General features: G+C 44.0%; 17 protein-coding genes. 8 read left to right on the forward strand and 9 right to left on the reverse strand.

Features of this window, described 5'->3' with window-relative positions; all coding sequences use genetic code 11:
• Positions 1-7: 7 nt before the first annotated feature.
• Positions 8-889: an ABC transporter ATP-binding protein gene (locus ACXAC4_RS16380; protein WP_138477738.1), complete on the reverse strand. Its 882-nt coding sequence runs from the start codon at positions 887-889 to the stop codon at positions 8-10.
• 154 nt (positions 890-1,043) lie between these two features.
• Here ACXAC4_RS16380 and ACXAC4_RS16385 point away from each other — a divergent pair, with 154 nt between their 5' ends.
• A complete protein-coding gene (locus ACXAC4_RS16385) occupies positions 1,044-1,721 on the forward strand; it encodes a nitroreductase family protein (protein ID WP_475163467.1) in 678 nt (225 codons plus the stop codon).
• Between the two features lie 68 nt (positions 1,722-1,789).
• On the opposite strand, the gene ACXAC4_RS16390 is transcribed toward ACXAC4_RS16385, so the two are convergent.
• The 3 genes from ACXAC4_RS16390 to ACXAC4_RS16400 are packed head-to-tail and all read right to left on the reverse strand — an operon-like array spanning position 1,790 to position 6,424.
• Positions 1,790-2,848: an efflux RND transporter periplasmic adaptor subunit gene (locus ACXAC4_RS16390; protein WP_475163470.1), complete on the reverse strand. Its 1,059-nt coding sequence runs from the start codon at positions 2,846-2,848 to the stop codon at positions 1,790-1,792.
• A complete protein-coding gene (locus ACXAC4_RS16395; RefSeq protein WP_475163472.1) occupies positions 2,832-6,122 on the reverse strand; it encodes an efflux RND transporter permease subunit in 3,291 nt (1,096 codons plus the stop codon). Before ACXAC4_RS16395 ends, ACXAC4_RS16390 begins: the two co-directional genes overlap by 17 nt.
• Complete coding sequence (locus tag ACXAC4_RS16400) at positions 6,122-6,424, reverse strand: ArsR/SmtB family transcription factor (RefSeq protein WP_058031315.1); 303 nt, start codon at positions 6,422-6,424, stop codon at positions 6,122-6,124. Before ACXAC4_RS16400 ends, ACXAC4_RS16395 begins: the two co-directional genes overlap by 1 nt.
• Positions 6,425-6,724: 300 nt before the next feature.
• On the opposite strand from ACXAC4_RS16400, the gene ACXAC4_RS16405 reads away from it, so the two are divergent.
• The 6 genes from ACXAC4_RS16405 (at position 6,725) to ACXAC4_RS16430 (ending at position 8,828) form a co-directional block, all read left to right on the forward strand.
• Positions 6,725-6,907 carry a YgaP family membrane protein gene (locus tag ACXAC4_RS16405; RefSeq protein ID WP_475164172.1) on the forward strand — a complete coding sequence of 61 codons (183 nt, stop codon included), beginning with the start codon at positions 6,725-6,727 and terminating at the stop codon, positions 6,905-6,907.
• A gap of 4 nt (positions 6,908-6,911) precedes the next feature.
• Positions 6,912-7,256: a rhodanese-like domain-containing protein gene (locus ACXAC4_RS16410; RefSeq protein ID WP_475163477.1), complete on the forward strand. Its 345-nt coding sequence runs from the start codon at positions 6,912-6,914 to the stop codon at positions 7,254-7,256.
• A gap of 226 nt (positions 7,257-7,482) precedes the next feature.
• Positions 7,483-7,896 (forward strand): hypothetical protein, encoded by a 414-nt coding sequence (locus tag ACXAC4_RS16415; protein ID WP_475163481.1) that lies wholly within the window; start codon positions 7,483-7,485, stop codon positions 7,894-7,896.
• Positions 7,897-7,905: 9 nt separating this feature from the next.
• A complete protein-coding gene (locus ACXAC4_RS16420) occupies positions 7,906-8,223 on the forward strand; it encodes a helix-turn-helix domain-containing protein (RefSeq protein WP_475163485.1) in 318 nt (105 codons plus the stop codon).
• 42 nt (positions 8,224-8,265) lie between these two features.
• Positions 8,266-8,430, forward strand: a complete 165-nt coding sequence (locus ACXAC4_RS16425) for a hypothetical protein (protein WP_475163489.1) — start codon at positions 8,266-8,268, stop codon at positions 8,428-8,430.
• A gap of 32 nt (positions 8,431-8,462) precedes the next feature.
• Positions 8,463-8,828 (forward strand): nuclear transport factor 2 family protein, encoded by a 366-nt coding sequence (locus ACXAC4_RS16430; protein WP_421964922.1) that lies wholly within the window; start codon positions 8,463-8,465, stop codon positions 8,826-8,828.
• Positions 8,829-8,831: 3 nt separating this feature from the next.
• On the opposite strand, the gene ACXAC4_RS16435 is transcribed toward ACXAC4_RS16430, so the two are convergent.
• From ACXAC4_RS16435 to speA, 5 genes are all read right to left on the reverse strand, one after another.
• On the reverse strand, positions 8,832-9,614 hold the full coding sequence (locus tag ACXAC4_RS16435; protein WP_475163492.1) for a substrate-binding periplasmic protein: 783 nt from the start codon (positions 9,612-9,614) through the stop codon (positions 8,832-8,834).
• 267 nt (positions 9,615-9,881) lie between these two features.
• On the reverse strand, positions 9,882-11,057 hold the full coding sequence (locus tag ACXAC4_RS16440; RefSeq protein WP_475163494.1) for a mechanosensitive ion channel family protein: 1,176 nt from the start codon (positions 11,055-11,057) through the stop codon (positions 9,882-9,884).
• Entirely contained in the window at positions 11,054-11,953 is a 900-nt protein-coding gene (locus tag ACXAC4_RS16445; RefSeq protein ID WP_475164174.1) for an acyltransferase, read from the reverse strand. The genes ACXAC4_RS16440 and ACXAC4_RS16445 overlap by 4 nt, the downstream gene beginning before the upstream one ends.
• Before the next feature lie 30 nt (positions 11,954-11,983).
• Complete coding sequence (locus ACXAC4_RS16450; protein ID WP_475163495.1) at positions 11,984-12,850, reverse strand: acyltransferase; 867 nt, start codon at positions 12,848-12,850, stop codon at positions 11,984-11,986.
• Positions 12,851-12,962: 112 nt separating this feature from the next.
• Positions 12,963-14,843 carry a biosynthetic arginine decarboxylase gene (speA, locus tag ACXAC4_RS16455; protein WP_475163497.1) on the reverse strand — a complete coding sequence of 627 codons (1,881 nt, stop codon included), beginning with the start codon at positions 14,841-14,843 and terminating at the stop codon, positions 12,963-12,965.
• A gap of 312 nt (positions 14,844-15,155) precedes the next feature.
• Here speA and speE point away from each other — a divergent pair, with 312 nt between their 5' ends.
• Entirely contained in the window at positions 15,156-16,016 is an 861-nt protein-coding gene (gene speE / locus ACXAC4_RS16460) for a polyamine aminopropyltransferase (RefSeq protein ID WP_475163498.1), read from the forward strand.
• Positions 16,017-16,031 lie beyond the last annotated feature (15 nt).

Consider the following 16,031-nt stretch of genomic DNA (forward strand, 5'->3'; position numbering starts at 1 on the left):
CGACTCCTTATGCAGCTTGGCTATTACGGTGTTGATGCAATGTCGAGAAATACACATCTTCTAAGTCAGCAGGCACGGCATTAAAGCCTTCTGGAGCTTCATCAGCAAATACATTCAGCAAAGTATTACCCGCAAATAAGCGCTTAGAAATAACCGGTAAGACTGCTTCTAACTCTTTTGCTTCAGCTAGGCTTACCGACTTACGCCAGATCTTACCTTGTAGCTGCTCAGTTAAATCAATCGGGTTGCCTTCAAGTAAGATCTGACCACTTGCCAATACCGCCATATTTGGGCACAGCTCAGACACATCTTCTACTATGTGCGTCGATAAGATAATGACCTTACTTTCACCTAAACCCACTAATAGATTGTGGAATCGGTTACGCTCTTCTGGGTCAAGGCCCGCTGTTGGTTCGTCGACAATAAGTAAGTCAGGGTCGCCAAGTAGTGCTTGCGCAATACCAAAACGCTGACGCATACCACCAGAGAAGCCACTTACCGCATTTTTACGATGGTCATATAAATTGGTTTGGGCCAGTAAGCCTTCAACTGCTTCTTTACGTTCTGCTTTATTATTTAAGCCTTTTAGCACTGCCATATGATCAAGTAAATCATAGGCACTGACGCGTGGATAAACACCGAAGTCTTGTGGTAAATAGCCTAAACGCTCACGCAACGCCTTTGGCTGTTCGAGTACGTTAATCCCATCAAACTCAATACTCCCCGAATCAGCGGATTGTAATGTTGCAATTGTACGCATAAGTGAAGACTTACCTGCGCCATTTGGCCCCAGTAATCCATACATACCTTTTGGAATATCTAAATTCACCCCACGTAACGCGTGAACGCCATTGTCATATGTTTTTGAAAGCCCAGTTATTTTAAGCATTTACATTCCCTTTTATTGAACAAATAAGCAACGCTGTTATAGCAGCTTTACATTACAGGTACAATTAATACCCTGCTAACAATTGCAATAGTTTGTAAACACTGGAACACTAAATGACCTGAGCTAAATATAAAAATTACCCTAGGGATGAGACATGCAAGACCATGCAAACCGACCGCTAAGCGACTTTATTGAATACCCACAAGACGAGATGCTGAGCCGCGCTGAAAGCTTTTTAGACAACTGTAAGCGTCGCCACTCAATTCGCAGTTTTAGCAACCGTCCTGTACCAAAAGAAATCATCGAAGCCTGTATTAAGACCGCAGGCACGGCGCCAAGTGGTGCCAATCACCAGCCTTGGCATTTTGTTGCGATCCACTCAACCGATGTCAAAAAGCAAATTCGCCAAGCCGCAGAAGATCTAGAGCGCTCTTTTTATGAAGGTCGTGCAGGTGAAGAATGGCTAGATGCCCTAAAGCCATTAGGCACAGATGCACAAAAACCGTATCTTGAGCACGCACCTTGGTTAATTGCCGTGTTCAGTCAGAAGAAAGGCGGTATTCACACTGAAGATAAGAACACCAACTACTACGTGCATGAGTCTGTGGGTTTAGCGACTGGGTTCTTGATTCAAGCATTACATAATGCGGGCTTAGCAACACTGACACACACGCCAAAACCGATGAGCTTCTTAACCGATATTTGTGGCCGTGACCGCGATAATGAACGCCCTTATATGTTGCTGATTGCAGGTTACCCAAGTGAAGATGCGACTGTGCCAGAGCACGCTTTAGTGAAGAAACCAATCGAAGAGATTGCGACGTTTTTATAAAGAACGCGCTCTAAGAAAAAGGCCACATTAAAATATGTGGCCTTTTTCTTATGTAACCGTTCCGTCAATTATATCGCAGGCTTCAATGCGATTTTCTCGCCTGCTTCTAACCCAGCCAGTACTTGCACGTCACTGTTATTTACGGCTTCACCTAGCCGAACATAACGCTTTTGCAATTGTCCTTGCTCAACCACTTCAACCATAGTCAATTGCCCATAGCGTTTCACCAGTTTACGCGGGATCACAATGGTGACTTGCTCTTCACCCGGCAAAAAGACTTGCGCATACATGCCCGGTTTGACTTCTTTGGCAAAACCGATATCAAGTTTGATGGCAAAACGGCGCGCTTGTTTATCAGCAACCGGTACAATTTCGCTAATTTGCGCATACTCGGTTAAGCCAACGGCAGGCACAAACACTTTTAATTTATCGCCGACTCGTAAAAAAGCAGCTTGCTGTTCACGCACCGGCGTATGAACTTGTAACTTAGTCGGGTTATATAAAGACACAATCGCCATGCCAGGGCTCAGCATAGTGCCTGGCTCTTGTAAGCGCTCTACCACTTTGCCATCAATTGGCGCATGAATTTTGGTGTATCCCAAGGCAACTTGTGTGCCTTCAAGCTGCTGAACCAAAGCCGCCGACTGCGCTTCTAGCTCGTTCACTTTGGTTTGCCATTCATCGACCTGATTTTGTGCCACAAGCCCTTGGGCTTTTAGCGCAACCACGCGCTCTAATTGCTTTTTAGCTTGTGTAAGCTGGGCGTCATTGGCGCTTTGCTGAGCCTTAACTTGCTGAACTTGTGTTTTTAAGTCAGCACCTTCAAGGGTTGCGATTAACTGCCCCGCCGATACAGTATCGCCCGCACGTACATGTAAGGTTTTTAACTGCGCCAGCACACGACTCGACACGCGCGTATTAAACTTGGCATCGACGCTGCCGCTGACGACTTCAGCACTTTTTACCGCTTGCAAACTCACGGTATGAGTTTGACCATTATATTCTTCAGCAAGGGCTTTTGTGCCCGCGGGCATTTTTTCGTTAAACACCCCAGCCATGGCCGCAATGGCAATCGCTAACACGCCCATCGCCACACTGATCCCTGCAATTTTAGTTACTTGTTGCATCTTGCTGCCCCTGTTGCTCGGTTGATTTGAAAACTAAGAAATACACCACTGGCACCACCAACAACGAGAAGATAGTTGAAGCAATAATGCCAAACATAATGGCCAAAGCCAGCCCGCTAAATACGGGGTCGAGGATGATCACCGCATTCCCCAATAAAGTTGTGCCTGCGGTGAGTAGCACTGGGCGCATACGTACTTCACCTGCACGTACCAAGGCTGCTTTCAATGCCATGCCTTCTGCTCGAGCCTGATTGATAAACTCAACCAAAATAAGTGAATTACGTATTACGATGCCTGCCAGTGCTATCATGCCTATCATGGCCGTGGCGGTGAATAAAATAGGCTCAGGTGCGCCCGCAATCACGCGTTCGCCAAACTGATTTAGCGCCCAAAAGCCTGGCATAATGCCAATCATGGTTAACGGAATGGCCGACATAATTATCAGCGCTAAGCGGTTCGAGCCCGTTTGCATACGCAATATGATAAATATCGCCGTGAGGGCAAAAGCAAAGGCAATACCCATATCTCTAAACACATCCACAGTAATGCGCCACTCACCTTCGCCACCAAAGCTATAGCTGGTGCCTGTAGGCATTTGCCAGCCTTGTGTGCCGCCTGAGTTTAAGAAAGTGCGCGTTTGCCAAGGTTGGTAGTTTTCCTCAGTGCGATTTTCATCTGCAACCACATCGGCGATGACTTCAGCAGGCGTTCGACCATTTAACTCCGCCATAACATACACCACGGTTTGAAGGTCTTTGCGCATAATCGGCTGTTCAACATAATGTTGTTGCCACTGACCAAGTTCAGACAGTGCAACCAAAGGTCGTGCAGCACTATCGAGGCCATAATCATTGGCGACTTTACTTAATGCCTGTTGACCCGTTAACTGCACGGCCGCCAAAGACTGCCATTGATTGCGCACTTCATACGGTACTTGCAGTTGCACCGGTACTGGCATGGCTTCATGCGGGGTATATAGTACACCCGCAGGCATACCTTGGCTGGCTATCTGTAGGGTTTGGCTAATATCTTGGGTGCTAACGCCTGATAACGCCGCTTTTTCTTTGTTTGTCACAAAACGCGCTAGAGGGGCAAGCTCAGCAATAAAGGTGTCGACTTCAACCACATGGGGCTCTTTTGCTAAACGTTTCGCCAGTGTGTTTACCGCCTCATGATGCACTTGCGTATCAACAAATGGGTCGGCGGTGACTTCGGCCACTAAGGTGTTTAGCACTGGCGGACCCGGTGGCACTTCGACCACTTTGACCTTGATGCCATTTTGATTGAACCCGGCCAGCGCCTGACGTAAACGCAATACCACCCCATGAGATTGGTGGTCGCGCTCGGTTTTATCGTTCAGTAATACGCGCAAGTCAGCAAGGTGCGGAGCATGACGTCGATAATAACCGCGTACCATACCATTGAAGTCCATGCTCGAAGGTTGACCGACATAAGCGGCAACCGCGGTGATTTCGTTAAGCTGCCACGCAGCTTGTTGTACTTGTCGTGCCACTAAGCTGGTTTGCTCCAGCGAACTACCCTCTGGTAGCTCAACCAATATTTGCACTTCATTCTTGTTATCAAACGGCAGTAACTTAAGCGGCACGGCTCTGAAGACTGGTAAACTCGCACTCAGCATAAACAGCACCAATACCGACCACAGCAACCACTTTGCTTTCTTGTTCGAGTCTAATAGCGGCATCACTAACTTGCTATAAAGACTCTTGCCCTCACCGATTTCTGGCTCTTCAATTTCATGACCTTTAAGCAGTTTTTTGGCAAGCCAAGGTGTGACAAAGAAGGCTACAACGGTTGAAACCACCACACTCACAGGCACATTAAACGCCATCGGTGCCATGTAAGGCCCCATCATGCCAGTAATAAATGCCATCGGCACAAATGCCACCGCAATGGTTAACGTCGACATCAACAACGCCACTTTAATTTCACTCATCGCACCAAGAATGCGCTTGCTTGACGAGTCTGATTTCTTACCATGTTTTAAGAAACGACTGATGTTATCGACGCCCGTGATTGGATCATCAACTAATAAACCTAAAGACAAGATCAGTGCGAATAAGGTGACGCGGTTAATGGTATAACCAAAGGCAAAATCTAGCGCCAGTGTAATGCCATAACAAATAGGCACAGCGAGGCCAACCACAATCGCTGGGCGCCAGCCTAGAAAGACCCCAACAAAGACCACCACAGTAAAGACCGCAAAGGCCAAACTCGCAGTGAGATTATTTACTTTCTCATTGGCCGTTTCACCATAGTTTCGCAATACTTTAAAATCCACTTCAGCAGGCAATAAATCGGCTTTAAGCTGCACCATTTTGGCCAGCGTTTGCTCGGCTACCGCCACGGCATTACTGCCTTTTTGCTTGGCAACGCTGATGGTGACAAGAGGCAAATCTTGCTGAGTATCATCAATGGCCAACCACTGATATTGATTTGGCTCGCTAGGGCCATCGGTGACTGTTGCAACATCTTTTAATAAAACTTGCTGACCGTTTACGACATTCACTGGCAGGCTCGCCACTTGTATTACATCGCGAAGCACATCGCCCGCTTGAAGTTGAATTTGCTGTTTGCCCGTCACCAGATGACCGACTTGCTGTAATTGATTCGACACTTGCAGTGCGCGTAATACATCTAAAGGCGTGGTTTGGTGTGCAGACAGCGCACTAATGTCTAAATCGACTTGCACTTGACGGGTGCGACCTGCGAGCACTTCAATGGCACTGGTATTGGGAATTTGTTGCAGGTGATTGGATAGCTCTTGAGCAAAGCGCGTGAGTTCGTAGTCGCCATATAAACGGGGATCTTGTGAATACAAGCCCAACATTAAAATGGGCACATCGTCCACTTCTATGGGTTTGATCTGCCAATTACTAATCACCGGCGCCATCTGCTCTTGGTGTGCATAAAGCTTGCTGTAGGTATTGAGAATGGCATTTTCTCTGTCTTCACCAACATGAAAGCGCAGCGTCACAACCGCTTGCCCTGTTTGTGTCGTAGAGTAAACGTGCTCAACACCAGGGATTTGTCGCAATAACTTTTCGAGTGGCTCAGTGACCAAACGCACCACTTCAGGCGCACCTATGTTGGGTGCTTGTACATGAATGTCGAGCATAGGCACGACAATTTGAGGCTCTTCTTCACGCGGCGTAAACTGTAAGGCCATGGCCCCCATTACCAGCGATAAGAACAAGATCACAATAGGGATACGACCTTGCAAACTTGCCGAAATGGCTTTGTCTAATCCCATCATTATTCACCCGGTTGGCAAAAGAGTTGGTAAAGCTGCTGCAAAATCGCCTCAACCTTAGGATCGGTAAGACGATAGTAAATTGTTTGCGCATCTCGACGGGTGGCAACACATTCGGCTTTTCTTAACGCTGCAAGATGCTGGGAGAGTGCCGATTGCGCTAACGGAATCGACTCATTTAACTGCGTCACACTCATTTCACCTTGCAACAAGCTGCATAAGATCATCAGGCGGTTTTTATTCGCCATCATTTTTAATAACTGCTCTGCTTGCTCTGCGTTATGCGCCATATCTTCAATTTGCATACATGTCCCCATGGTCGATTTTCAACAAGTATAAACCATACATTAGAAAAGTCTAATATTAGAGCTTGCTAATTTAGATTTTACTAATAAACTAATTATACCAATCCTCTTAATTAAGTGAGCTATTTTTAGGCGAGAAAAACTTGTCGATAGCAAGGCGAATATTTTGCTATTTAGTTGTTCTAAATAAGAAATTTTCAACGTAGCTAGCGTCAGTTTTAATCCCTCAAAATGATTAAGTATTATTGAGGGTTGGTATTTTGATGTCTTCTATTCTTAATTTAGAGGTGAGCTATGACAATGCATCCAATACTGCGCTTAATCGCCGGCACTATGGTGTTAATTTCTTTACTGTTAACCTACTTCGTACACGAAAACTTTATGTGGTTTACGGTATTTATTGCTATAAATTTAATTCAATCATCTTTCACGCTTTGGTGTCCGATGATCACTTTTTTAAAACGACTCGGTATTAAGGAATAGTTCAATGTTGACTCCTGTTCAAGATGTATTAAAAACAGTTCATCCTAACCAGCGCTGCATTAGCGCAGAGCAAGCAAAGCAAGAAATTCAAGACAATGAGGGGGTACTTGTTGATGTGCGCGAGCCTCAAGAGCATGCGCAAAAAGCAGCAACCGGTGCCATCAATGTGCCACGCGGTTTACTAGAATTTAAATTACCTGAAATCGTGAAAGATGCCGAAAAACCCATTTATGTGCATTGCGCTGCAGGCGGCCGTGCAGTATTTGCCGCAGAGCAACTGACGCGTATTGGCTATCAAAATGTGACGGTGATCACCTGTAAAGCTGACGATATTTGCAATATTTTCTAACCTTTTGCGCTTTGCCCCTGTGCAAAGCGCTCTTTCACTCTGCCACCACACTGTCATATCACTCTTCCATATAGTTTTTATTAGCTTATAAATTAATAGGTTAGACTATGTGACACGCTCTGTCTTATGACAAAAAAGGCACTGACATATTACTGTCGGCGCTTTATACTGACGTACCGAATATGCTTATCCCAACTTAATCAAAACAACTAAGGGAATACGCACCATGACTCATAGCATCAACAACGAAGAAAAAGTACTACCTAAGAAGCAGTCTTTTGAATTGTATTTTCAAGATGGGGATAACCAAATCGCCTGTAAAGCAAATATGTTCACTGGAAAGGAATATGTGTACATCAATGATGAACTCGTTTCTGAAAAAAGAAATATTGGTTTTAAAACGGTACATGAATTCGAATTTGAAGGTAAACCGTGGCAAGTCACATTCGATGTAATGAACCTAATAACCTGTAGAACAGAGTGCGTTGTCATTAAAAATAAAAAGATTATTGGACGAAAAACTCTCGACCCATTTTCTTGGAAAGCACTGTTTAAGTTCTTTATATACGGAGTTATTTTTGGTGTTCTATTTGCCACTCTAGGATACTTCCTTGGTGGTTTATACGGCAGCACGCTTTAGGAGACTGCCATGCAACTAAACCCAAAAACCGTAAAACAGTTAAGAGATAACAAGAATTGGACACAGCAATCATTGGCAGATGCGTGTGGCCTCAGTCTTCGCACCATTCAACGTGTTGAAAAAGAAGGGGTTGCCAGCCGCGAAACCATGATGAGCTTGTGTGCCGTTTTTGAAGTAAAGCAGTCATCTCTAATTAACCTAGATGAAGCTGAGGCAGACAATAGCAGCCAAACGACTACTAACATGAAGCAATATTTAATGATGTTCAGTACTGCACTATTAGGTGGACTTGCAGGTGCAGGCATGATGTATGTATTCATTGCATAAACAGACCTGTACAGTAACCATCACTATATAAAGGAGTAGATCATGGACAGGATAATCATGAGCTATTACACAAGCAGCTTATTATTGACGACGGTTGGGACTTTGCTAAGCACCCAGACACCACCTTTTTATGCTGACATCATTATTTTGTGTGCCGCTTTATTGTTTGCCGTAACTGGTACACTAAAAACGAGAAAAGACATTTAGCCTAAACCTGACACCTTAATTCTGAGGATCTCATGACAGACATTGAACTGACTACCATTGCCATCGTTGATAAACAACTCGACGCCTATAACAACCGTGACATAGACGCTTTTGCTGCGACATATCATGATGATGTTGAAATTCATGCCTTCCCTGGTGGCTTACAATATCAAGGTAAAGATAAGCTGATTGAACGATATGGTCAGAAGTTCGCCTCTTTGAAATATCTTAATGCTAGCTCACTAAAACGCATGGTAGAGGGCAATATTTTGGTGGATCACGAGCTGGCTGAATCAGCCAGTGAAGATGCAAATATAATAGATAACAGCGTAACCGTGATAGCCGCTTATGAGGTGATTGACGGCCTTATTAAACGCGTGACTTTTATGGGTCGCTGACGGTTACTCTGTGATTAAAGCTGATGGAATAGCTGGTAACTGATATGGGGCAACCAATTTATTGAGTTGTCCTGATTTAGCCAGCTTTATCATTTTTCTTTGCAGCTTTATCGCCAGCTTGGTTTTTGCAAAGCGCTGGCTAAACGCCATATGACCATAGATGTTGTTGGTATGGCGATAATTCACTTTTTTTAATTGCTCAAATGGCTGATTCAGTGTTCTCATCGCCACCTCTGCGGTTTCTTCAACCGACAACACTAAATCAACCCGCCCTTTCAGTAGCAAATCAAACGCCACATGCTCAGAGTTCACTTGCACTCGATTGAGTGTGTTGTCTTCATCAAACTCTTTGTAATAGGCGCCTCCGCGCATTACCGCGATACGTTTGCCATGTAACTCATCGAAGTTGTTCACTTCGATATCACTGTGTTTATTGGCATAAAAAACAAAAGAAGACGATAAGACCATGTAAGGCGGTTGCACAAATGCCATGGTTTTTTCACGACGATTGGTTTTAATCAGGCCACCCATAACATCAACCTGCCCTTGGGCAAGCATACGTACACAGCGAGAAAACGGGCATGGTACGGGTTTAATTTTATAGCCTGGATGAGCGTCTTTCAGTAATTCTGAGACAATATCGATGATCAAGCCTTGGCTTTCACCTTGACTATCTATTTCACTGAATGGGGGTGCGTGGTCAATGGCCACATGTATGGTGTGATCAGCCCAAACTACTCGGGCAAACAACAAGAAAAAAACTGTGATAGCTGTATATTTAGTCAAATCAAATTACCTCTATTCACCTCCCTATTGCTTGCGTGATTTCTAACTCCATATCAAATGCCACAAAAAAACTATGCGATTTCGCATAGCGCAACAGGCGCACTGTATCATATGCACAGTTTAAATTATGCACTTTATGACAATTTTTTTACGACTCAATATGCTAAATAATTATATCAACCGATTACTTAAATTTGGCGGCCAATTCAATCATTGTTAAGAACGCACTAACTTTCAATCTAATATAAGTATTGGCAAGGCGTGGCGTTAGTCAAGTTTCAGTTGGCCCGTGACTGCTTGGAAAGGTCTTAGCTCAAAATCAGCTAACTTAGCAACCAAGTACTCGATAACCTCAGCTTGCAATTGTTCATAAGGCACCCACTGAGTGTTGCTACTAAAGCAATACACTTCTAACCCCAGACCTTTTTCGCTGGGTGCTAAAGAGCGTACCATAAGCACACACTCTTTACTGATTTTAGGGTGAGACCTTAAATAATGCTCAGCATACTTACGGAAGACAGACACATTACTCAGAGGTTGGGCTGCATCTATCTCAAAACCTAATTCGTTCGCTTTGCTGGTAATCTGTTCTTCTGACCAAGTTTGTAAGCTATGCATATCAATGTAGATTGGGCGCTTGATCCGTCTACCCGACGATTGCTGCATAGCGCGCCAGTTTTTAAATGAGTCCGAGATAAGTTGATAAGTAGGGATAGTCGTTATGGTGTTATCCCAGTTACGCACACGTACGGTATTCAAACCTAAATCAAGTACTTCGCCGTCTGCACCAAAAGCATCTACCTGGATCCAATCACCAATGCTCACCAGACGATTGGCTGCTATTTGAATGCTCGCCACTAGGCCTAAAATAGTGTCTTTAAACACCAATAGTGTCACCGCCGCAATGGCACCAAAACCCGATAAAATATAAGTGGGTGATTTATCAATTAACAGGCTGATTGATAAAATGGCACAGACAATAAAGGTAATTAATTTCGCAACCTGCACTAGGCCTTGGATCGGTACTTCTTTGGCAAACTTAAGTTGCTGATAAATACCATGACCCAAATTAATAAAGGCACTAAACAGCAAACCCGAAATAATCACTAACAGAATTTGCCCCACCACTTTGCCAATGGCAAATAGCCACTCAGGCGCAACAAATACCCGCTCAAAAAAGCCTAAAAACAGTACACAGCAAATGAGTGCCGAAAGGCGCCCTGATAGTTTACTAAGTTGTGGACTCAGCTGCCCAATACGACTAGGAGAGAAGCGCGTAATCAAATTCTGTAGGCTAGGTAAGACCAATCGGCGAGTCACTAAATACAACAAGCAAAGTGCACATAAACCAATTAGGTTTGCCACGGTATGGGTTAACCACTGCGACGCCATTGAGCTCTCAAACCAAGGCTCTATCAGTTGCGTCAAATGTATATCTGTCATAGTTGCGAAGCTTCCTTCTCTGTCGCGCTACTACTGGTTTGCTGAGCTGATAATATATCTATCTGCGTGTCTTTTTTCTGCCATTGTGCGTTTAGGTACTGCTGAAAAGTGACGCGGTAAGCTTTATCTTGCTGATAATCACCCTGCGGCACTTTCGCTAATGGAACAAAGTCTAGCTTAACATCAATGGCTGACAATTTGCCTAACATAAAGCTTTGAAAAATGTTCTGGCTGTCAGAATGGTAAACCAGAGTAGTGCTGATCAAGCCATCTAACTGCTCAGCCAATACTTGCAAGGCAAAAGCTGTGCCGCCCGCTTTTGGCTTCAATAAATTCTTAAACGGCGAGCTCTGTCTGCTATGCTTTTTAGTGGTAAAACGCGTTCCTTCGGCAAAATTAATCACAGTTGTAGGATGATGTTTAAAGTTCTTACAGCTTTTTTGTGTGCGCGCCACGTCCATGCCCTTTAGCTTGGGGTTTTTCGCAATTTGTGCTTTGCTTGCTCGCTTCATAAATGGCATACCTAAGGCCCAAGCACCTGAACCAATAAGCGGCACATATTTTAATTCATCTTTTAAGAAAAATTTCGGTGCAGGCAAGGCATCAATGGCCGTAAGAACAATAATATCTAACCAACTAATGTGGTTTGCCACCAACAAGTACCAGCCCTGCGCATTGACCTGAGGTGCGATATCTGTCGAAAACTGTACGCCACTGAGTTTGAGCGCAAAAGAATTGCCACGACACCAACATTTATAAAAGCCATGAAGCGCATGTGAAACCAACGCCAAGGGCATAACTAACTTCACCAACCCAAGTAAAAAGATCAGCGTGCCCCACAATGCGGTATTAAGCACTAAAGCCGCTGTCGCGACTGCCCCTCTAATTAATTGCATTACATTTATTAGCACACGCATCTCCAAAGCCTATTTCAGCTTTTCTAATTGAGCGTCTTTTTGTTCCCAAAGCGTATTAAGCTCCGCTTGAAACTGCACTCTAAACTGATTGTCACCACTGTAGTCGCCAATCAGTTTGTCATCTACGCCTTGTGTTTCAACATGGACTTGCACACGCTTTACTTTGCCTGAGGCAAAATCCATAAAAGTCGGTATGCCATCTGGATAATGAATGGTGACATTTACGATTTGATTGATTTGTTCGCCCATAGCTTGCATTACAAAGGCGATACCACCTGCTTTAGGTTTAAGTAAATTCTTAAAAGGACTTTTCTGACGGGTGTGTTTATCAGTTGTAAAGCGCGTACCTTCAACAAAGTTCACTATGCTCACTGGCATGGTTTTAAACTTTTCACAGGCTTTACGCGTGGTCTCGATGTCTTTGCCTTTAAGCTTCGGGTTCTTCTTTAACTGGCTTTTACTGCTGCGCGTCATAAATGGAAAATCCAGCGCCCACCAAGCAATACCTAAAAATGGCACATACAATAACTCTTTCTTTAAAAAGAAATTTAAGAATGGAATTCGGTTATGTAGTACGCGTTGCAGCACTAAGATATCCACCCAACTTTGGTGATTAGCAATCACCAGATACCAGTCTTTACGCTTTAACGTATCTAGTCCAGTTAGCTCTATTTTGTACGGCGTGAAAAGGTTTTGGATAAGGCTATTACAGGCAACCCAATTACTGGCGCAGCCTTTGGCTAACCCGCCAAATAAGGTCTGTAGTGGTTTTATTGGGATCAGCTTGATCACCCCAAAAGCAAAGATTGGGACGCACCAAAACAAGGTGTTCAAACAATAGAATAATAAACTAAAGATACTGCGAAAAAACGACATGAATGACTTCCTTTACCACAACACAATTATGGCGATACACCTTATATCGCCATATAGCGTGTGAATAATACCGTTTTTTACGCAAACACAAAAGTGGAGGCTAAAGCTCGCACTAGTCTTCGAAGTAAGTGTAGCCTTCTAGACCCGCTTGTAGTTCAGCTAAATACTGCTGTTTTTGCGACTCAGGAATAGTTAGCCCAGACACTAATTGCTGGAAATTCTCTGCAAGCGAGCTCGGTTCATAATGCACAAACTTCAATACATCAGTGACGCTATCACCCTTAATGGCATTGGTTAATTGATAACCACTTTCAGTCATTTCAACATGTACTGAGTCGGTATCACCAAATAAATTATGCAAGTCACCTAAGATCTCTTGATATGCGCCGACCATAAACATCGCTATATGATATTGGTCGCCGTTATTGTATTGCGGAATTGGCAAACTCGCTTCGATGCCGGTCCCTTCAACATATTCTCTGATCTGACCGTCAGAGTCACAGGTAATATCTTGAATGATTGCGCGTTGAGTCAGCGGCGTATGCAAGTTTTCAATTGGCATCACAGGGAACAACTGCTGAATCCCCCACACATCTGGCAGCGATTGGAATAAAGAGAAGTTAACAAATAGCTTATCAGCCAGCTTTTCATTTAAGTCATCTAGCACTTCGCGATGCGCACGCGATTTACTGTCTAGCGCGCTGCGCACTTTATGCAGAATCGTAAAGTAGAGCTGCTCAATTTGCGCCCACTGCAGCATGCTTACTAAGCCATGCACATACTGACCATGCGCTTCGCTGAATAAATGCATCGCATCATGGTAGCTTTCTAGTGCCATACGCGGTGACACTTGTTGATGGACGCTATATAGCTCTTGTAGGATAGTGTGTGCGCCAGGTTCAGGTTGACTCACGTCGACTTGATTAGGGGCTGTTTCAACATCAATCACATCAGTGATTAATACAGCGTGATGCGCAGTCAGTGCACGGCCCGATTCTGTGATAATTGCAGGCTGCGTTAAACCATGCTGTTCACATACATCCGCAAACGCAGACACCACGTTTTTCGCATACTCTTCAACCGTGTAGTTCATCGAGCAAGCACTACGTGAGCCAGAGCCTTCGTAATCAACACCTAAACCACCGCCTACATCAACAGTGCAAAGTGGCACGCCTATTTTAGAGAGCTCTGCAAAGTGACGGGCACATTCAATCAGCGCACGTTGAATATCACGGATATTGGCGATTTGCGAGCCGATGTGAAAGTGCACCAACTGCATTAAGTGTAATTTGCCCGCAGCTTTTAGCATCTCAACCGCTTCAAGCACTTGACCTGCAGTAAGACCAAACTTGCCTTTCTCACCACCGGTATTTTGCCATTTACCTTTACCAACTGAGTTGAGGCGAATGCGAATACCAATCGCAGGCTCAATGCCTAAGTCATCGATTTCTTTAAGTAGAGTTGTCAGTTCAGAAAGCTTTTCAACCACGATATTTACATGATGGCCCAGCGCTTGACCAATACATGCCAAGCGTAAAAACTCACTGTCTTTGTAACCGTTACACACTATTTTAATCGGTTGTTTTGCTAGTCCTAAAATAGCCATCAGCTCAGGCTTAGAACCCGCCTCCAAGCCCACTTTACCGCTTGGATGAGCAAGGAGCTTACTTACGACCGAGCGCTGCTGATTTACTTTTATTGGATAAACACACGTGTAGTCACCCTGATACCCTTTATGCTCGCATGCTTTTGCAAACGCATTGGTCATGGTATCGACTCTGTCTTGCAGAATGTCGGTGAAACGAACCAGCACAGGTAAAGTTAAACCTTGTACTTTAAATTCTTCAGTTAATTTTGTAAAAGAGATCGGTGCTTTACTTTGACATTTATCTGGAAATGCAACCAGCTCACCTTGCTCGTTGATATCAAAGTAGCCATCGCTCCAATGGGCTACGTTATATGTTGCTCGCGCGGTATCTAAACCCCAAGTCATCTCGACCTCTTAAACAAACTAGCAAAACATGCATTTTAATATGCAGTTTGCGCATTTGCGACTGTATTTTTACTCATTTTGCTCAGTTGCAGCTAAGCTATAAATTAACACTCTATTTTTAACGCTACCGCGTATTGAAATAATATGTTTTTAGTTGCAGATCTAGAGTAAGACGGCACAAATTAAAAATGGAAAACACTGGGGAAGATTGAAGTATAAAAAACTGCCCCAACATCATTAAATAAAGATTGAGCATAAACTCAGGCGCTGGCAAAATGCGCCGTTAACAATTTACAGTGTGATTTAATTCTTATGTCGAATTTAGAAGCAAACCGTTGGTTTACCGAGATCAGTGATCGCGATGGCAGTGCGTTCTCTTTACGCATCAATAAAAAGCTTGATGAAATTCAGTCTCCTTTCCAAAAAGTTGAGATGTTTGAAACAACTGATTTTGGCAACCTGATGATCATCGATGGTTGTACTATGGTAAGTACTCGTGAAAACTTCTTTTATCACGAGATGATGAGCCATCCTGCGCTATTCTCACACCCTGCACCTAAAAATGTCGTGATCATTGGTGGTGGTGACTGCGGTACATTACGTGAAGTACTAAAACACCCTGGTATTGAAACAGTAAAGCAAATCGACATAGACGAAGTAGTGACACAAATGTCATTGAAATACTTCCCTGAATTATGTGAGTCAAATAACGACCCTCGTGCAACGGTAATGTTTGATGATGGCATCAAGTACATGCGCGAAGCGGCACCAGAATCAATTGATGTGATCATTGTTGATGGCACAGATCCAGTAGGCCCTGGTGAAGGCTTGTTTAACCACGCTTTCTATACAAGCTGTCTAAATGCACTGCGCCCAGGCGGCATCATGATCCAGCAAAGTGAATCTCCACTGATGCATATGCCGCTACTTTTAGAAATGCGCGATGCAATGAAAGACGTCGGCTTTGCTGATTTACAAACTCTGCCTTTCCCACAGCCAATCTATCCAAGCGGTTTATGGTCGGCAACTATGGCTCGTAAAGGTGAACAGTTCGCTGGTTTCCGTGAGAAAGATGCAGAATCAGCACCTTTCGATACTGAATATTACAATGTCGGTATTCATCATGGCGCATTGGCAACGCCTAACTTTATGAAGCGAGCGTTTGATAAGTAATATCTCTTATTGAAT

The organism is Pseudoalteromonas sp. AWM4_233, from assembly GCF_056158285.1.